Raw genomic sequence first — 18744 nt, 5'->3', positions numbered from 1 at the left:
GCCTCGCTTCCGGCCCCGAACCGCGCCGCCGTCCGTGCCCCGAGCCCCGCGCCGGCGTCGTCCGCGGAGCACCTTTTGAACAATCAGACCCTAGGAGTGCCATCATGACCATCACTGCCTCGCAGCAGGCCGGCAAGTCCAGCGACGACGCCGGGTCCTTCCTGCACGACTTCCGCTCCATGAGTTCGTACGGTGCCACGGCCGGCGGGGGAGTGGACCGTCAGGCCGGGACCGTTGCGGACGGGCAGACCCGGAACTGGTTCCGCGGGTTGGTCGAGGGCCACGGTTTCGAGGTCCGCTACGACGCGGTGGGGAACCAGTTCGCGCTGCTCGAGCTGGTGCCGGGTGCCCCGTATATCGGAGTCGGCTCGCACCTGGACTCGCAGCCACTCGGCGGGCGCTTCGACGGCGCCTACGGCGTGCTGGCGGGCGCTCACGCGGCGATCCGGCTCAAGCAGCGGCTGGTGGCCGGGGGCACCACACCGGCATTCAACATCGCCGTCATCAACTGGTTCAACGAGGAAGGGTGCCGGTTCAAGCCTTCCATGATGGGCAGCTCCGTGTTCACCGGCAAGCTGCCCGCCGAGAAGGTCCTTGCCACCACCGATCCGCACGGCACCACCGTCCGCGAGGCGCTGGAAACAATCGGCACCATCGGCGACTTTTCCCTGGACATCTCAGCCTACGTGGAAATCCATATTGAGCAGGGCCGGTCGCTGGAGGACGCCGGGCTGACCATCGGCTTGGTCGAATCCACCTGGGGCGCGAACAAATACGAGTTCGTCGTGCACGGCGAGCAGGCGCACACCGGCGCCACGGTGATTGCCGACCGGCACGACGCGCTGCTCGGAGCCTCCTCGCTGGTGGTCGCCGCGCGGGACATTGCAGACGAATTCAGCACCGACGAGCATTCCGTCATCACCTCCTGCGGGGAGTTCACGGTCTACCCGAACTCGCCCGTGGTGGTGGCCAGCCGGGTGGAGCTGCTCGTGGACGTGCGCAGCACGGACCCCGATGTGCTGGCCGCCGCCGATGCCGAACTGCACCGGCGGGTCGCTGAAATCGAGCGAAGGGCAAGCGTGCGGATCGAGCGCGGCGCCGAACATGTCTGGGCAGCGAAGTCCTACGACGAGGCGGGCATGCGTCTGGCCGCCAAGAGCGCGGAGGCGCTGGGCCTGACGTACGGAACGGTCCGCACGCTCGCGGGGCACGATTCGACCAACCTGAAGGACGTCGTCCCCACCATCATGCTGTTTGTGCCCAGCGTGGACGGCATCTCCCACAATGAGAAGGAGCTAACCCACGACGACGATCTGCTCGCCGGCGTGGATCTCCTCACGGAGCTGATGGGCCGCGTGGTGGCAGGGGAGTTCGTCCCGGCGCAGTAGCTCGCCCCGTCCGCAAGGCACGGCCGGCGCGAGGGGCGAGGCCGCGCCGGCCGTTCCGCTCAGTCGTGGCCCGGGTGCTCGTGCTCCACGTGGCCCGCGGGCTCCAGTTGAAAGGTGGAGTGCTCCACGCTCAGCTCGAAGTGTTCGGCCACGCACTGCTGGAGCTGGTCCAGGACCTGCGGCGCATGACCGTCCACAAAGCAGGAATCCTCGATGACCACGTGCGCGCTGAGTACCGGGATGTTGGAGGAGATCCGCGAGGCGTGCAGGTCGTGGACCGAGAGCACGTGCGGCACTTCCAGGATGTGTTGGCGGACGTCCTCGAGATCCAGGCCCTTCGGCACGGTTTCCAGCAGGATGCTGCCCGCCTCGCGGAGGATCTTGATGGTGCGCGGGACGATCAGGATGGCGATCAGCATCGCGGCCAGCGCGTCCGCCTGGGTCCACCCGGTGGTGGCGATGACGACGGCGCTGGCGATGACGGCGACGGAGCCGAGGGCGTCATTGACCACCTCGAGGAAAGCCGCCCGCAGGTTGAGGTTCGCATTCCGGCCGGCGCTGAGCACCAGCATGGCGGCGATGTTCCCCAGCAGGCCGATGACGCCGAACACCAGCAGGCCACCCGAACTGACTTCGGGCGGGTGGAACAGCCGCTGGACACCTTCGACCAGCGCGTAGATTCCGACCGCGAGCAGGACCGCGGCCTGGGCTCCGGCAGCCAGAACTTCCATCCGGAGGTATCCCCAGGTGCGGCGCGGGGTGTGCGGGCGGGCCATGAGCGAAGCGGCGACCAGGGCGATCAGCAGGCCGCCGGCGTCGGTGAGCATGTGCCCGGCGTCCACCAGCAGTGCAAGGCTCCCGGTCACGAAGGCGCCGACCACCATGGCGACCAGGATGGCGGCGGTGATGGCGAAGGCGATGGCCAGCCGGCCGCGGTGCGTCGGCCCCGCGTGGTGGTGGTGCCCGCTCACGCCGATGCCTCCGCTGAGGGCGCCGCGCCTGTCATTGGCTTCGCGGGCAGCGCCTCCGCGGCAGCCCGGCCGCCGGCAACCGTCGGACACAGCTCGACCGCGTAGCCGGTAGCCTTCAAGAGTTGCTCCGCCGACGCCAGGGCGGCAAGCAGCTCGGGCTCGGTGGTCAGCGAATACATCGACGCCCGCCCCACCGGGCGTGAGGTAACCAGGCCGCAGTCGCTCAGGCACGACAGGTGGGCGCTGACCGTGGACTGGGCAAGGCCGAGGTGCTCCGTCAGCTCCCGGACCTTGTGCTCGCCCGTGGTCAGGTGCTGCAGGATGGTCAACCGGGTGGGATCCGAAAGACTGTGGAACAAAGCGGCCGCCGGCGCCAGGTCGCCTGTGCGGCCCGCGGCCCGTTCCCGTTGTATCGTCATACGGCGATGATATCGGTGAAGTGCGAGTTTGTCGCAGCAGGTACGAAGGGCCGCACGCCCGACGGTTCCGCGAGACTCAAGTCTTAACAGGAGGAGCGGCCGATTGTCGCGCTGAACTCGACGATCGGCCGCTCCTCCGTACCAGCAGGAAAATTCCGGTGCTACTTCTCCCCGGCAATCTCCATCGACGCGGATCTCGCGCTCAGGGACTGCTCATGGTCACGCAGTTCCTGCAGTTCTTCTGCTTCTTCCGCAGTGTCTCCGGCTGCGAGGCTGCGGTAGTGGAGCGGCCGGTTCTTGCGAAGCCAGAAGCCGAAGGCCAATCCAGCCGCTCCCGCCACGGGGATGATCCAAGGCACGGCGAGCATCTCCGGTGAGTCCTTACCGGTGATGTAGCTGAATGCGCTCAGCTCGATGATCAGGGCGGCCACCAGCAAGACGGTGGCGAGGATCGGCGCGACGGTCGTTTTCCACCAATGGCGCTCGGAGGCCGGCTGCCGGAGGAAGAAACCTACGGCCGAACCGGACGCCAGGGCTTGCAAGGTAGTTGCTCCGACCGCTCCCAACCCAAACCCAATGGGGGCAATCTCCGTGTATGGGTCGATTCCCACGACGGAGAAGCCAAGGATGATCACAACGGCAAGGGCCGCGAGGATGAGGATGGCCGAACCGGGCGAGTTGTGGCGGTTCTTTCGGCCAAGAATAGCTGGCAGCAGTTCCTCGCGGGCCAGGCTGTTGAGATAACGGGCCACAAAGTTCGTGGTCGCCAGGGCGCAGGCCAGTTGTGCCAGCAGGGCCAGCAGGCTCAGCGCCCACACGCCCGCCTCGCCCAAGTACGCAGCCGTCGTGGCGAAAACGAAGCCGGCCAGGTCGGCCCCCACCGCCTCCTGCAATCCGTCGACGCCGGTAACGCCGGTCAGTGCCCAGGCTACGAGCGCGAATGAGGCGACCAGGATGATCAGCGCCCCGTAGAGAGCGCGGGGAACGGTGCGTTCCGGATTCTTCGCTTCGGGGGCATAGAGGGCCCCGGCTTCGAAGGCCTGGAAGCAGAGCATGGCGAATACGAACGCGATCGTCCACTGCCCAACGCTCAGGACATTCGGGGAGAATGCTTCCGCCGGGAACGCCCCGGGCAAGCCCTCCTTGGCGACGATGGCAATCACCAGGGCGGCCAGAATCAGCAGTTCGAGGCCGACAATCACAAAAGTAACCCGTGCGCTCAGGTCGATCTTCCGGTATGCCAACACGGTGACAATCAAAAGTTGGGCAACGAACCAAACCTGCCACGGGGCATTGATGCCGAAGCCAGCCAGGATCTCCTGGTTCACAACGGAGGTCACCGCGTAGATGCCGATGAGCAAGGTCGAATACGTGACGACGGCAATCATCGCGGATCCCACGCCTGTAGGCCGGCCGAGCCCCCGGGCGATGTAGTTATAGAACGCCCCGGGACGCGTGATCCTTCGGACCATTTGGACGTAGCCCACACAGAACAGTCCGATGATCAGTCCGGCGACAACGTACAAAAGCGCCGTTGAGGGCCCTCCGAAGGCCAAACCCAGCGGGAGCGTTCCGACGACGACGGACAACGGTGTGAGGGCTGCGACGATAAGGACGATGATCTTCGTGGACGTTAATGTCCGCTTTGCGGAGTGCGTTGTCTGCGGCACTTCGCCCGGGTGAGTGGGAATGGACATCGTTGTCCTCCTTTGAACGGGTTGTAAACAAATTAAGGATGTGACTTAGCGGGAGCGCAATTTATCCAGAGCGAAGGCCTTTACCTCCGCTTAGCTTCTGACTCGCACACGTTCCGGGTCGTGCACGGGGGTGGGGCGGACTTCCACGGCAACCTTGCGCTCACCGACACGGATGGTGAGGCGGGTGCCGACCTTGGCGAAGTCCTTTGGCAGTCGGGCTAGGCCGAGCGTGGTTCCGCCCAAGGCAGGAGAAGAGACCGCCATGTTGACGCGGCCGATGGGTTGTTCCTCGGCGTACAGGGCTGCGCCGTCCAATTCTTCCGGCGCGGCATCGGACACCACGCTCACCACGCGCAGGGGTGCAGTCTTCTTCCGCTCCCGCAATGCTTCCTGGCCGCGGAAAGGCGACTTATCGAGGTCGACCGTCCATCCCAGGCGGCACTCGAACGGCGTGATGTCCGGATTGTAGTCGACGCCGGCCAGCATCAGGCCGGCCTCGATTCGGGCCACCATGAGCGTCCCGCCGGCAAAAGGCACAACCCCCAAGTCTGTCTGGGAAAACACAGCCTCATACAGCGTTTCCGCGTTGTCCGCCAAGACCATCACTTCATAGCCGAGTTCGGCGGTGAAACCTAAGCGGAAGATGTCGACCGAGACGCCCGCCACCTTGGCGTCCGACAACAGGGAGTAGTAAGGGAGCGCCTCGTTGCTCAGGTCAGAGTCGGTAAGCCGCTGGAGCAGCGCACGACTGTTGGGCCCCTGGATCGAGAGGACGGCGAAGTCCTCCCTGCGTTCCCGCACCGTGGTCCCCGCCGGTGCCGCAGCCCGGAGTGCGTCTGTGACGTCCGGGTTGCCGCCCATGACCACGACTCTGTCAGCGTCGAGCACGCTCACAGTGACGTCATCCACCATGCCGCCGTCATCCGCCACGATGACGCCGTAGGCAATCCGGCCCACGCCGATGGCGTGAGCATCGCGGGAAAAGAGCGAGTCGACCACGGTACGCGCCTCGGGACCCTCGACGAACCACTTGTAAAGCATGGAGTAGTCCTGCGCGACGACGGTGTTCCGGAGCGCACGGTACTCGGTGTCCAGGCCTGCGACCGCCGTTGGCATCCTGTAGCCCATGACCTCTTCCCACTCGGTCACGTCCTCTTCGTACAGCCGGCTGAATGCCGTGCGGCGGAGGTTGTCGGTCATCATGGCTTACGTTCCTTTTCAGAAGGTTGCTGCGACTGCTTTCGATCAACCCAATCCAATGACCGGGCATCGTCCTTCGTTTTAATATGACACAGGTGCTCGTAAAGTGCATAGGGGTAAGCCGCACGCTTTAGTCTGCTCCTCGCCGGGGCCTGAAGTACTAGTGCACCGAGCACAGAAGAATCAGCGATCTCTGGCTCCGATGGACATATGGCGTGCCGCACCGATTGCCTAAAGTGCTTGCAACCCTCAGCACGGTTGTGCTCCACAACTAATGAGATGTGAGACGTCCTTGTCCCGGCGCTGAGCATGACCGACTGAACATCGACTGATTGGATGGACGCAGTGCACAATCCTCGCTATCTCGTTTTCGGCCTCGGGGCCGTCGGCACAGAAGCAGTGAGCTCACTTCTTCGGGATGGGGCCGAAATTGTTGGTGCCTTCACGCGCGCCAGCCATGTGGGGGAGGATGTGGCCGAAGTCCTTGGAATGCCGCCCTGCGGCGTGCGGGTGCAAGCGGCGGGGGACTTCCGGGCAGTGCCCGGCATGGCTGACATCGCGTTGTTCTTTACGACGACGGCGCTCACCGACCTGCTCGGCCCGGCGAAAGAGTGCTTGGCCAGCGGCATCAATGTGCTGACCATCGCTGAAGATGCAATGTACCCGTGGGACTTTGACGCAGGCACGGCCGCCGAGCTCGACGCCGCAGCCATCGCTGGGAACGCCACCCTGGTCGGCACTGGTGTCAATGAAGTCGCGATGGCTCAGATACCGGCGATGTTGGCGGGCATCGTTCCGGGCGTAAACCGGATAGAAGTCGAGTGCGTAGGCGACTTTGGAGCTTTCGGAGCTGAACTGCTGTCCTTCCTGCAAATCGGAGTCGAGCCGGCTGATTTCAAGCCGGGGACCGGTGGTGGCCAGGACGTCATTTCCCGACAGTGTGCCCACATGATTGCCGGCGTCATCGGTACGGAGGTGGTTACCGAGAGTATCTCCGTGGAACCTACAGTTGCGGCTTCGCCGATGAGAGTAGCGGCGCTGGGGGGCCACTTCCCGGCCGGGGTGGTCAGTGGATCACTGGAAAGGACAGTCGTTGCCACTGTTGCCGGTGTTGACATCGAAGTCCGCTTGATCGGGAAGGTTTTCGAAGCGGGAGACGAGGAGTATGCGCTGGCCACCGTACACGCTCCCTTGCTGCCCGAGCCCATCGCGCTCCGAATCAGCCCGCTGCCCGGAGTGGCATGCACTGCAGGCATTGCGCTAAGCCGGGTCCCCGACGTCCTTTCCGCTCCGGCTGGATATCTGCGCGCGGAGAAGTTGCCGAACCTGAGGTTTCGGGCCCCGCTGGCCTTCCAGTCGGTCACCGGTCAGTAGAGCGGCCCGCCCTAAGCGGCGGCAGGCACCGCCGGAGCGCGTCCATGCGGCTCCCGGGGTGTCTTGCCGCCTAAGCCGGGGCGATGATCCGGCGCAGAAGTGGCTCCACGTCAGAGGCAAAGAACATCGCGTCCTCCATGACCGACCGCAGCAGGATGCCTTCCAGCGTGTAACCCAGGAGGGCCGCCGTCTGCTGGTCGCAATAGGGTGCAACCACTTGGTCCATCCGCCACTCCCGAATCTCGGATCGCAATGCCGTACGGTGCAGCGTGCTCAGATACAGCCCGTACTCCAGCACCAACTGCTGATGCTGGCGGACGGTGACTTCTTCAATGAGGCTGGCCAGCCCGCCAGCAAGGCCCTGCGCCTCGACCAAGGGCTTGAGGATCTCGCCGAATGATCGCTGGTTGCGCTCGCGGATCATCCGGATGGTGGAGACTAGCAGGTCGTCTTTGTCGGCAAAGTAATACGTCGTGGACCCCAGCGGGACCTTGGCGGCATCGGCCACGGCGCGGAAGGTCAACGAGTCCACCCCATGCTCGGCTACAACGCGGGCTGCTGCCTCAATAATGCGCTGTCGCCGGGCGGGGTCGTTGGGCCTACGGCGGCCGGTTGTCGGAGAAAGAGTCACGAGATAACTGTACATACTCGGGAGTAGCTGCCCTATGACACGCGCAGCTATGCAAGAAGTACGTACGGCCAACTGGTAGCTACCCCCAAAGTTATCCGTCTCCGCTTCCGGAAGTTCTAGGGGCTGCTTCCGGCAGCTATGTCCGTTTTTTAAAATAAATCGCAAACCTCTTGTATTAACTCTGTGAGGTGCCTAACATCTTCAAGTATGTACAAAGGTACGCAAACGCTGATCAGGGAAAAAGCCTTGGACCCGATGGAATTCCGCCGCACGCTGGGGAGCTTCGCCAGTGGTGTCGTCGTCGTCACCACGGTCACTGAGGACGGTGAAGTCCACGGTATGACCGCCAATGGCTTCGTGTCGGTTTCACTCGACCCACCGCTGGTGCTGGTGTCAGTGGGAGAAAGAGCCAAGATGCATGGACACCTTAACCACCGCCCGCGCTACGGCATCAGCGTGCTGGCGGAAGACCAACTGGATATTGCCTCCCACTTCGCCGGCAAACCCGGGAAGACGCTGCCGCAGTTCACATGGGAAAACGGCATGGCCCTGGTGGACGGAGCCGTTGGCTACCTATCCTGCAGCATCGTGGACCGCCACCGAGCCGGCGACCACACCCTGTTCATCGGGCACGTCCATCAACACAGCCACACCGGCGGCGCCCCCCTCACCTTCCATGCCGGCCAGTTCGGCGCCCTCGCGAAAGGACCCACTTCATGACTATCGTCAACGAATCCACCGAAACCGCCCCTGTCGCTCCGGCCTCGACAGGACGGATGCAGACGGGCGACGAGTTCCTCGAAAGCCTCCGCGACGGACGCGAGGTCTGGATCTACGGCGAGCGTGTCGACGACGTCACCACTCACCCGGCCTTTCGGAACTCGGCACGGTCGCTGGCTTCACTGTTCGATGCGCTGCATGACCCCGAGACCCGCGACCGCACCACCGCGCCGACAGACACCGGAAGCGGGGGACTAACGCATCCCTTCTTTAAGTACGCCCGCACCAAGGATGACCTGCGCGCCAGCCGCGAGGCCATCAGGACTTGGCAGGAACTGGTGTTTGGCTGGATGGGCCGCACCCCGGACTACAAGGCCTCGCTGATCACCGGGCTGGGCGCCAACCCTGAGTACTTCGGCGAGTTCGCCGACAACGCCCGCTACTGGTACAAGGAAACCCAGGAACGCGTGCTGCACATCGGCCACGCCATTGTGAATCCGCCGGTGGACCGCTCCCGCCCCGCCGAGGAAGTCAAGGACGTTTACGTCCACGTGGAACGGGAAACCGACCAAGGCATTATTGTCAGCGGGGCCAAGGTCGTGGCTACCGGATCCCCGACCACGCAGTATGTCTACGTCTCCCACGCCGGTGCCCCGCTGAAGGACAAATCCCTCGCCATCACCTTCCTCGCACCGACAAACGGCAAGGGGATCAAAATGTTCTCCCGCGCCTCCTACGAATCTACGGCAGCCCGGGCCGCGAGCCCCTTCGACTACCCGCTGTCCTCCCGGCTGGATGAGAACGACGCCGTACTCATCTTTGACCAGGCGCTGATCCCCTGGGAGAACGTGTTGATCTACGACACGCAGCGGATGGCCGAGTTCGACACCGTCTCCGGGTGGGAAGGCCGGGCCGTCCTTCAGGCCTCCACCCGCTTCGGCGTCAAACTCGACTTCTTCGTGGGCGCGCTGAGCAAGGCGCTGGAAATCACGGGTGCCGGGCAGTTCCGGGGCGTGCAGGCTGCCTTGGGCGAAGTGATCGGTTACCGCCACGCCGTCAACGCCCTGCGCGATGGCATGATCGAGAACGCCACCCAGGGCTGGGGCGATGACCTGGTTCCCAACCGGGCATACGGGTGGGCCTACGCCTCCATGGCGTCCTCCATGAACCGGCGCATCCGCGAAATCATCGAGACGGTGGTTGCCTCGGGGCTGATTTACCTGAACTCAAACGCCGTGGACTTCCAGACCCCCGAGATGCGCCCGTACCTGGACCGCTACCTGCGCGGCTCCAACGGGAAGACCGCCTTGGATCGTTCCAAGACCATGAAGCTGCTGTGGGACTCGATCGGCTCGGAGTTTGGCGCCCGGCACGAACTGTATGAGCACAACTACTGGGGCCAGCCCGAGCTCTGCCACCTGACGCTCAACGAGTCGGCGCAGCAGGACGGCACGCTCGATCATGCGCGGTCGCTCGTGGAAAAGTGCATGGACCAGTACGACCTCAATGGTTGGACCAGCGACAAGCTCTTCTCGCCCGATGATGTGAACTTCATCAGCAAGCGCTGAGCGGTCTGCCTCTTCCGGCCAGACCGCGCGAGGCACAGCGAATGCGACGACGGCGGTGCCGCCCGGGGAATCCCACCCCGGCCGCGGCACCGCCGTCGGCGTCTGTACAACCCTGAAAGGACGGCTAGTCATGGCCAAAGACCCACAGCTTCCTGCGATCAGCGGGCCCGCGGGCGAGATGACGCCCCGTCTTCCGGAAGCTGGAGGAAACGTCGCCGGGGTCCATGCGGTTCCGCCGACCCCGTTCCTCGTGGTCGTGTTGGCCGCAGTCTCCGCCGTGCCCCAGTTGGCGATCGACATGTACCTTCCCGGGTTTCCCGAGCTGGCCCGGGAGCTGGACGCGGCGCCGTTTGCCGTGCAGCTGACCCTGACGGCCTTCCTGATCGGGCTTGCCGGTGGGCAGTTGGTCATTGGACCGTTGTCGGACCAGTTTGGTCGCCGTAAGTTGCTGCTGGCCGGCTCAGCGCTCTGCGCTCTTGCCACGGCGCTGTGCGCCATGGCCCCGATGGTGGAGGCGCTGATCGCCGCCCGCTTCCTGCAAGGGGCCTCCGGAGCCGCCGGGGTCGTTTTGGCCCGGGCCGTGCTGGCCGATCGTGCGTCGGGACGCCAAGCCGCGCGCCTGTTTTCGCTGATGATGGCTATCCAGGGCCTCGCCCCGATCCTTGCTCCTTTGGCTGGGGGCGCGGTAGTCCCGGTCCTTGGCTGGCGTGGAGTGTTCTGGGTGCTGACCATCCTCAGCGTGGTGCTGTGGCTGCTGGCGTTGCTGTTCATCCGGGAGAGCCTGCCGCTCGATCAGCGGCGGGCCGGTGGTGTGGCCGAATTGGTGTCGCTGATCAAAACAGTCCTGCGGAACCGCGCCTACATGGGATATTGCCTTGCCGTGGGCTGTGGCCTGGGCGCCTTGTTCTGCTATATCGCGGCGTCGCCGTTCATACTCCAGGAGACGTTCGGGCTGAGCCCGGGCTGGTTCTCCATCATTTTCGCGGTGAATTCCGGTGGTCTTGCCTTGGCTAGCCTCATAAGTGCCAAACTTGTCAACCGGTTCAGCCCTGTCACGGTTATGCTGCTGGGGCTGGCGCTCATGCTGGGAGGGTCGATGGTCTATGCCCTCCTGACGCTCACCGGCAGCTCGGGTCTTTGGGCCACGGTGCTGCTGTTTTTCCTCGTCGTGAGCAGCCTGGGACTTGTACTGGGCAACGCAACGGCGCTCGCGGTCGAACAGATCCCGCACGCTGCGGGCACGGCGATGGCGGTCATCGGAGCAGCGGAATACTCAATTGGCGCGGCTGCCGCTCCGCTCGTGGGCCTCGGCGGAGACGACTTGCAGATTTCGCTGGGTGTTGGCCTGCTCACCTGCACGCTCGTCGCTGCTGCTGGAGGCTGGGCCGCCGGTCGGCAGCGTAATTGAGAAGGTTGAGCATCGCTAATTGTGAACCTGTCGGCAGGTGGCTAACCAACGAGGGCGGGAACAGATGTACTGTCCCCGCCCTCGTGGCTTTCGCTCAACGACCGCTATCAACTATGTACGCGGCATTCCCTGATAACTGATCGCGGGCATGTCGGAGTGCTTGACCCAACCGGGGGCGGCCGCGACTAGATCGTGGAGACGATTCACTACCTGGCCAGTGACCTGGGCGGTGCCCTCCGAAAATGAGGTGCGCATATTCAGTGACGGCACGCCCTCAATTTCCCAGCTTTCGCCACTATTATGAACACCCGGCGCGAGGAAGCCCGTTACGGCAAACTCCAGCACCGGCTCACCGGCATTCACGGGGTCGCGGCGGACAGTGTCACGGAGACCGATGATTTCCCCAACCTCGATCTTGCGGTCGAGTGCCCAGGACCATGTCGCGGTCTCGGCAAGAATATATTCGGTTGACACCCGACGGGGTGCATCGGAAAGTCCGAGGTGGTCGGCCACGGCGTCGAGCGCGGGAAGGGCGAACGGGGGATGCGGCATGTTCTCCTCCCATTCGAGATTCACCGTGCCCGCGTTGGGCTGACTGCCAATACCCATCGAAGCGAGGATTTCCGGGCCGCACGTGTCAGGGTTCCAGGTGGATTCCCAACGAATTGCATCGACACGGTGTGCAACCCCGGCCAACTGCATGCCGAGGCCAATCCAGAAGGCGTCCTCGTGCCCGCCGCCGTAGATAGAAACCCCGTGCTCTTTCGCGAGGGCGTCGAGCCGCTTCGTCTCGTCGGGGCTGGTCCGCCAAGGGTGGGAGGCCTCTTCGGCGATGGTGATGACATTGGCTCCGGCGCGCACCGCGCGCTCAACGAAGGGTGCATGATCGGTGATAAAGCTGTTTACGGTGAGCACGACCACGTGAGGGCGCGTCCCTAGCAGCGCGGCGTCCGCATCGTCAGTCACGATAACCCCCAGCTCACGATCGATGCCGATCACTTCTCCAAGGTCCTTACCGACCTTCCCAGAGTTACGCGCGATGGCCGCGACGATCGGAACGTTGCGCTCGACGAGCATCCTCGCAATTTCCGCGCCCATAGTGCCCACGCCATACACTGCAACCTTGAACGTCACATCTGCTCCTCAATTGTGCTTTTGCCGCCTAATGCATGGGAGCGCTAAGGTTGGGCGCTCCCGGGTGCGAGGGGCAGCCCAAGAGCGCAACAACGGCTGGCTCTTGGGCGGCCCCTCATCGGTTCAGACCCGCCCCGGTCCTCACCACTCCGGAGTGAATAGGTCCGCGTTCTCCTGGGTGATGATGCGGGGCAGCTCCGGGAAGATGTCATTCACGTTGAGCCCAGGCTGCTCGATCTCCTTGCCTTCGGCGGCATCGATGGCCCTGAGGGCAGCTTGGTAGCCGAGCTCGTTCGGGAAGAGCGGCACCGTGCCGTACATGTCACCGGCCTCGACGGCGGCGAGGCCGCGCTTACTGGCACCGTCACCGATGAGCTTCACCTTGTCGACGAGCCCGAGTTCCTCGAGCACCGGGATCATAGCCACGGTCGTCGTGTCGCCAGACCCCGTGTACACAGCGGTATCCTTGTTTGCCCGCAGGAGGTCTCCGCCGGTGACCACAGCTGTCGCAGCATCATACGAGTCCTCGCCCCACGCTACGAATTGGATGTTCGGGTGGTCCTTAACCCGCTCCTGCCAAGACTCCACTCGGATGTTCTCGGGAGTGTAGCCCTTGAAACCGATGACGGAGACAACCTTGCAGGGATCGATGCCTTCGCACGCCTCGACGACGATATCGAACATCTGCCCGTAATATTCCTCGGGGTTGAGCACGACGGCCCCGGCTTGGCCCTCGATCTGGATCTCTGTGCTCTTGGGGTCAGGTCCGAGCGCCGTCCAGGCCGAAACCACTTCAATGCCGGCCGCAATGGCGTCCTCGGCGCAGACCGTGAGGGTCTGTCCGTTGGAGGCATCAATGACAAGCGAGTCGTAGCGACCGGCAGCTATGATGTCCTGGCAAAGCTTGTCCTGCGTCTCAGCAGAAGAGTCCTCGGCGTTGAAGATCGTTACGTTTGCACCGCGCTCCTCGGCTGCCCGCTCGATGCCGGCGAGCTGGGCTTGGGTGAAGTCTGAGATGTGGCCGACGAGATACGCCAGCTCGACCCCTTCGTTCGCGGGCTGCTCGGTTCCTGTATCTCCAGCAGACGAGGCCGAGCAGCCCGCGGCCGCCAGTCCGACCGCCAGGGCACCAGCTGCTAGGGTCGTCGTGCGCATTGCTACCCTGATTTTCATGTGGTTCCTATCTGATTGTTGGTGTGGGAGGCCGCGGCACTGCGGATCCCGTTGATCGAGGTCAAGCGGGGAAGGTTCAGTCACGCCGGTTACGCCGGCCCCATACATCGAGCATCACGGCGAGGATGATGACCGCGCCGGTGAAGATCTTCGAGTACAGCGGATCGAATCCGAGCAGGTTGAAGCCGTTGTTGATCAGGGCGAAGAGCATCACTCCAACGACCGTGCGCCAGATAGCGCCGGAACCGCCCATGAGGGACGTGCCGCCGACAAGAACGGCGGCGATCGCGTCGAACTCAAGACCGACTCCGGATTGGGCGTCGACACTCAGCGTGCGGCTCATGGTGATGAGTCCTGCGAGAGCGGCTGCACCGCCACCTATTACATAGGTGATGGTGCGCACCCGGTTTACCGCGACGCCGGAGAGCCTGGCCGCCTGGTCGTTGCTTCCGACCGCGTAGATGTGGCGCCCGAACACGGTGAAGTTGAGCAGGAACCCGCAGATGAGCGCGAATGCGATGAAGATCAGGATCGGGGCACGCACGTCGAAAAGGATCGGGGTCCGGGCAAGGCCGCTAAACGCCTGTGTAGTAACAACGACGATGAAGCCGCCGGTGATCACGTAGGCGAAACCGCGGTAGACGAGCGACATCGCCAGCGTGGCGACAAAGAAGTTGATGCGACCCGCATTGACGATAAAGCCGTTGACGAGGCCGAATAGGAGTCCGACACCGAGTCCGGCGGCCACGCCGAGCGTGACGGACTCCGTCGTATTCATCACCAGGCCCGCCGTGATGGCGGCAAAGCCGTAGATGGCGCCGAGTGAGAGGTCGAAACCGCCGGCGATCAAGGTTAGGGTCATAGCGCAGGCCATGATGCCGACAGCTGCGTTCTGGTTCAGAATGTTCAAGAGGTTCCCCGTGGTGAGGAATGCATCAGACGATGCCGCCATCCCGATGAAGAGCACTACCGTAGCGAAGACAATGCCGTATTCGCGCAGTATCTCCGGTACCCGGCGGCCTAGGTGTTGCTTCGTCTCCTTGCCATTCGACTTCAATGTGCGGGCCGTCGCTTCCGAGGCGAGCGACGGCGGGGTGGTGGATGTAGGGGTCACACTCTCTCCTCTATGAATGCGTCTGCATTTGTTGCCGTGCTCGCCTGTGGAGCGACTTTGTCGAAGGCTGCTGCGAGCACAGCCTCCTCTTGTGCCGGCAAGTCTCCGGTGAATTCCCGCACGATTCGTCCTCGGCTCATCACGTAGGTGCGGTCCGCGAGGCCTAAAATTTCCTCAAGTTCGCTGGAGATCACCAAAATCGCCATGCCGTTGGTGGCCAGATTGCGGAGAACTTGATAGATGGACGATTTCGCGCCGATGTCGACGCCCCTCGTGGGCTCGTCGACAATAAGCAGCCGTGGGGAGCGTGCCAGCCATTTAGCCAGCGCCACCTTCTGCTGGTTGCCACCTGAAAGGGTTGAGACGGCTTCTGCGGGGGAGCCGGCTTTGATGCCGAGCTCCTTCATGAGCGTCTTGACTTTCACGCTCTCTTGCCTCCGACTGATGAGCCCGGCGATGGAAAGCCGTGAGAGCGCTGAGATGGAGATGTTCTCCCGCACTGAGCGGCCCATGAGCAGCCCCTGCGTCTTACGGCTTTCCGGGACCAACGCAACACCTTGGCGGATGGCATCACGGGGTGAATGGGCGAGCATCTTCCTTCCATCGAGAAGGATGGTGCCGCTGTCGATCGGGTCTGCGCCGAACAAAGCCCGTGCAGTCTCCGTTCGCCCACTACCGACAAGCCCTGCGATTCCGACGATTTCTCCGGCCCGGACCTCTAGCGACACGTCGTCGATGACACCGTGGCGCGTTAGCCCGGAGACGCTGAGGACCGTTTCCTTGGGGACATCTGCAGTCTTCTTTTCTGGGAATACCGACTCGATCGATCGACCGAGCATGCCGAGTACGAGAGAGTCCTTGGTCTCCGCGCTGGCCGGCGCCGTGCGTATCCAGAGTCCATCCTTGAGGATCGTTGTCGTGTCGGCGAGACTGAGCACCTCATCGAGAAAGTGGGAGACGAACACGACCGTTGTTCCCTGGTCCCGCAGATCCCGGACAATCGCATGCAAGTTCTCCGCCTCGACCCGGGACAATGGAGCCGTGGGCTCGTCCATGACGACAAGCTCGGCGTTACGTGCCAGAGCCCGCATCACTTCGATGCGTTGCTGATCGGCGACGCGCAGCTCCCCGGCGCGGGCGTGCGGGTTGAGGTCTTGAAAGCCATAGCGGTCCGCCAACGCGGCGTAGCGAACGAGCGCCTCGCGACGGCTCGTCGTTCCTAGCCTCGAGCGTTCGGTACCGAGAAAAACGTTGTCGAGCACGGAGCGGTGCGGGAGAATGGCGAGTTCTTGGTCGATCATGGCGATGCCATCCCTGATCGCCTCGCTCGGACGCCGGTATCTTACTACCCGTCCGTCCACGGTGACGCTCCCGCCGTCCGGGAGGATCGATCCCGCGATGACCTTCCCCAAGGTCGACTTCCCGGCGCCGTTCTCGCCAACGAGGGCATGGATCTCGCCCCGCTTAATGACGACGTCGACACCCCCCAGCGCCACCACGCCCCCATAGCGCTTCTGCACTCCTTTAATGACGACGTGATCGGCCCTGGACTGGACCGCACTCGTATCCTGACGTTCCACGAAATGCCTCTCTGCGCGTCTGAAACCCGATGTGTGTGGGCGTCCGAGCCTGAAATGCGACCCACGTCACATCAAGTGCGTTTATTATGGCATGCACCACGTCCACTTTAGTAGTACGAGATAGAACTGTGACCTTAGCGGTGAAGCGCCCAAAGCTGCCCGCCGACAGGCGGCCGGATGCGGAACACAAGCCGCCTCCGTCGCTGAGCGAACGAGTGTCCGCGTCTCACACGAGCCGCAACGGCAGGCTTCGCCTGTCAAGGGACCCTTTGCCAGGGAAGGTCTGCGCAGCCGGATCAAGATGCGGCATACTCGAACTGTGCACACAAAGATCGCAACCTGCCGATTGGCGGGGATGGAGTTGGTCAGCTCCGACCCCGCCGCCAGTTCGGATTTCTATGCCTGGCTGATCGGTTCAACAGACGTCGATGCCGGTGCGTGGGACGCGGCCGCAATGCTGCGGGCGCGTGGCATCTTCGCTGTGACGGAGCAGCATGCGGACGGACCGAACTCCGGTTGGATCCCGTTCTTTCACCTGGCTGACGCCGCAGCGGCAGGAAGCCGTTCCGCCGCAGCCGGGGGAGCGGTGCGAAGCATTGTTCTTCCCGGCGGCGATGAACGTACCTACGTAGTGGACGGCCAGCACGTGTGGACGGGCATTGCAGACACAGGTTCCGTCAGCGGAGCGGGCGTCGGGCAAACGAACGTGGATTATTCGACGAAAGACACGCGGTCAGCCGCCGACTACTACCAGTCGGTTCTGGGTGTAAATCGGTTGGACGTGGTCGACGATCCTTACGACTTCCGGCTGCTTTACGATGACCGTCGGATCGTGGCAGGTCTCGTACAGTTCGGCGGCTACTTCATGGAGGCGGGAGAATCGGGGTGGCTCGTCTACTTCGATGTTGCCGACGTGGACCTCGCCGTCGCAAGGGCGGTTGAGGCAGGTGCCCGGATCATTGTGCCCGCCAACAACAGCACGATGAACCGCTATGCGGTGCTCCGCGATCCCTTTGGCCAGACGTTCGGGCTCAGCCGCTACTACGAGGCCGATGACAGGATTGCGGTGACGGTGGAAGCCGGGGGTATCAGGGGCTTGCTTGACGACTTCGTCGACTTGGGCGGGCTTGGCTAGGGACTACAGTTCCTGCAGGCCGGTCAGGGCCTGAAGCGCAAGCCACAGGTTGGTGATGTGGCGGGTCGACGTGACGTCGTAACCCAGCAGTTCGTGGATCTGCCGTAAGCGGTACCGAAGTGTGTTGCGGTGAATAAATAACGCCTCAGCAGTCTCCGCAAAGGAACGGTTCGACGACAGGAAAGCCTGCAGCGTGGCCACCAGTTGCGTTCCATGACCGCTGTCGTAGTCGATCAATGGTTTTAGCGAGGCCGTGGCTAAATCCGACAACGGCAGCGTGGTGTTGGTCAGCACGAGCAGTTGGCCAAGGTCCACGATCTCGGGCCGCCGGACTCCCGGGCCACCGGAGGCTGCCGACAAAGCCTCGAAGTAGCCTGCCCGGATGCCTGCCGCACCGGTGTGGACAGAACTGACACCCACGGACCCGTCGGTGCCCACCTCCTGCATATGGCTCAGTAATGACGCGGCAATCCGGTCCACCATTGGGTCTTCGGGCACGAGCATGAGGATGCGACCGTCGACGACGACCCGTACAAAAGGCTCATGCTGGTTGCTCAGCAGAGTATGTATGTTCCAGGGCACGGAGAGCAGTCGTTCGCGGCGCATGTTCGCTTGGCCGAGCAGCACGCGGTAACGGGACTCGGGATCAAAGCCAATGCTGCGGAGCCGGCTCCGCGCTTCCGCTTCCAAGACGCGGTGATGGATCAGGTCGTCCATGACATGCTGCGTGAGCTCGCGTTTCCCGTCCTGGCGGGCACGCAACCGGCCAATCTCCAGGGTGACCAGGTCGACGGCCGCTGCCAGGAGTCGTCTCGGGGGTGTCGGCTCGTGGACGGCAAGAATCGCGACGGCCTCATTGTCCACGAAGACCCGCGCCGCTGCGACCGGCAGGGCGGAATCGCCACCGAGGCTCGCCTCCAACACCAGAGGGTAATTCCAGATGGTACGGGACGGTGAAGCAGCCAGGGTGTTGCCGTTGATATCGAACAGCGCACTGTCGGCACCCAGGGCCTGCCGCAGCGCCGCGACGATGCTTTGCAGTCCGCCCTGACGCGCGGCACGGATCAGAGTCCAGACGCCGGATTCGCCCGCGCCCTGGTCCAAAGGTGTACCGGCCTGCTGGGCAGGACGCACGGCATGTTGGCCTAGGTCAGCAGGAGGGTCTTCAGTTTTTCCAGACACCGACGCATCCATCTTCTGTGTTCCACGCACTGCCATGGCAGCGCCTCGTC

General features: G+C 63.5%; 16 protein-coding genes. 6 read left to right on the top strand and 10 right to left on the bottom strand.

The window, feature by feature from the left end; translation table 11 throughout:
- Nucleotides 1-104: 104 nt before the first annotated feature.
- A complete protein-coding gene (locus AC5RV2_RS02100; RefSeq protein ID WP_494090955.1) occupies nt 105-1388 on the top strand; it encodes a M20 family metallo-hydrolase in 1284 nt (427 codons plus the stop codon).
- 59 nt (nt 1389-1447) lie between these two features.
- Here the strand turns inward: AC5RV2_RS02100 and AC5RV2_RS02095 are convergent, their stop codons facing one another.
- The 4 genes from AC5RV2_RS02095 to AC5RV2_RS02080 all read right to left on the bottom strand — a co-directional run bounded on the left by AC5RV2_RS02095 (nt 1448) and on the right by AC5RV2_RS02080 (nt 5678).
- On the bottom strand, nt 1448-2359 hold the full coding sequence (locus tag AC5RV2_RS02095; RefSeq protein ID WP_494090954.1) for a cation diffusion facilitator family transporter: 912 nt from the start codon (nt 2357-2359) through the stop codon (nt 1448-1450).
- The gene (locus AC5RV2_RS02090; protein WP_494090953.1) at nt 2356-2778 is read right to left on the bottom strand and encodes an ArsR/SmtB family transcription factor; all 423 of its coding nucleotides are present in this window, start codon (nt 2776-2778) and stop codon (nt 2356-2358) included. The genes AC5RV2_RS02095 and AC5RV2_RS02090 overlap by 4 nt, the downstream gene beginning before the upstream one ends.
- 161 nt (nt 2779-2939) lie before the next feature.
- Entirely contained in the window at nt 2940-4475 is a 1536-nt protein-coding gene (locus AC5RV2_RS02085; RefSeq protein WP_494090952.1) for an APC family permease, read from the bottom strand.
- A gap of 90 nt (nt 4476-4565) precedes the next feature.
- Nucleotides 4566-5678, bottom strand: coding sequence for an aminomethyl transferase family protein (locus tag AC5RV2_RS02080; RefSeq protein ID WP_494090951.1), 1113 nt, complete (start codon nt 5676-5678; stop codon nt 4566-4568).
- Between the two features lie 333 nt (nt 5679-6011).
- Here AC5RV2_RS02080 and AC5RV2_RS02075 point away from each other — a divergent pair, with 333 nt between their 5' ends.
- Nucleotides 6012-7049, top strand: a complete 1038-nt coding sequence (locus tag AC5RV2_RS02075; protein WP_494090950.1) for a hypothetical protein — start codon at nt 6012-6014, stop codon at nt 7047-7049.
- A gap of 70 nt (nt 7050-7119) precedes the next feature.
- On the opposite strand, the gene AC5RV2_RS02070 is transcribed toward AC5RV2_RS02075, so the two are convergent.
- Nucleotides 7120-7680, bottom strand: coding sequence for a TetR/AcrR family transcriptional regulator (locus AC5RV2_RS02070; RefSeq protein WP_494090949.1), 561 nt, complete (start codon nt 7678-7680; stop codon nt 7120-7122).
- A gap of 207 nt (nt 7681-7887) precedes the next feature.
- Between AC5RV2_RS02070 and AC5RV2_RS02065 the strand changes: the two genes are divergently transcribed.
- From AC5RV2_RS02065 to AC5RV2_RS02055, 3 genes are all read left to right on the top strand, one after another.
- Nucleotides 7888-8400 carry a flavin reductase family protein gene (locus AC5RV2_RS02065; RefSeq protein WP_494090948.1) on the top strand — a complete coding sequence of 171 codons (513 nt, stop codon included), beginning with the start codon at nt 7888-7890 and terminating at the stop codon, nt 8398-8400.
- Nucleotides 8397-9968, top strand: coding sequence for a 4-hydroxyphenylacetate 3-hydroxylase N-terminal domain-containing protein (locus tag AC5RV2_RS02060; RefSeq protein ID WP_493978755.1), 1572 nt, complete (start codon nt 8397-8399; stop codon nt 9966-9968). Before AC5RV2_RS02065 ends, AC5RV2_RS02060 begins: the two co-directional genes overlap by 4 nt.
- Before the next feature lie 130 nt (nt 9969-10098).
- Nucleotides 10099-11376: a multidrug effflux MFS transporter gene (locus AC5RV2_RS02055; protein WP_494090957.1), complete on the top strand. Its 1278-nt coding sequence runs from the start codon at nt 10099-10101 to the stop codon at nt 11374-11376.
- A gap of 111 nt (nt 11377-11487) precedes the next feature.
- Here AC5RV2_RS02055 and AC5RV2_RS02050 read toward each other — a convergent pair whose 3' ends face one another.
- From AC5RV2_RS02050 to AC5RV2_RS02035, 4 genes are all read right to left on the bottom strand, one after another.
- The gene (locus tag AC5RV2_RS02050) at nt 11488-12510 is read right to left on the bottom strand and encodes a Gfo/Idh/MocA family oxidoreductase (protein WP_494090947.1); all 1023 of its coding nucleotides are present in this window, start codon (nt 12508-12510) and stop codon (nt 11488-11490) included.
- 141 nt (nt 12511-12651) lie between these two features.
- Nucleotides 12652-13683, bottom strand: a complete 1032-nt coding sequence (locus AC5RV2_RS02045; protein WP_494090946.1) for a sugar ABC transporter substrate-binding protein — start codon at nt 13681-13683, stop codon at nt 12652-12654.
- Nucleotides 13684-13759: 76 nt separating this feature from the next.
- The gene (locus tag AC5RV2_RS02040) at nt 13760-14797 is read right to left on the bottom strand and encodes an ABC transporter permease (RefSeq protein WP_494090945.1); all 1038 of its coding nucleotides are present in this window, start codon (nt 14795-14797) and stop codon (nt 13760-13762) included.
- The gene (locus tag AC5RV2_RS02035) at nt 14794-16317 is read right to left on the bottom strand and encodes a sugar ABC transporter ATP-binding protein (protein ID WP_494090944.1); all 1524 of its coding nucleotides are present in this window, start codon (nt 16315-16317) and stop codon (nt 14794-14796) included. The genes AC5RV2_RS02040 and AC5RV2_RS02035 overlap by 4 nt, the downstream gene beginning before the upstream one ends.
- Before the next feature lie 379 nt (nt 16318-16696).
- Here AC5RV2_RS02035 and AC5RV2_RS02030 point away from each other — a divergent pair, with 379 nt between their 5' ends.
- Nucleotides 16697-17512 carry a VOC family protein gene (locus AC5RV2_RS02030; protein WP_494090943.1) on the top strand — a complete coding sequence of 272 codons (816 nt, stop codon included), beginning with the start codon at nt 16697-16699 and terminating at the stop codon, nt 17510-17512.
- 3 nt (nt 17513-17515) lie between these two features.
- Here the strand turns inward: AC5RV2_RS02030 and AC5RV2_RS02025 are convergent, their stop codons facing one another.
- The gene (locus AC5RV2_RS02025; RefSeq protein ID WP_494090942.1) at nt 17516-18706 is read right to left on the bottom strand and encodes a PucR family transcriptional regulator; all 1191 of its coding nucleotides are present in this window, start codon (nt 18704-18706) and stop codon (nt 17516-17518) included.
- Between the last annotated feature and the right edge of the window lie 38 nt (nt 18707-18744).

The sequence above is a fragment of the Arthrobacter sp. Y3225116 genome (genome assembly GCF_059091245.1).
This window is presented reverse-complemented; position numbering and strand designations above follow the sequence as displayed.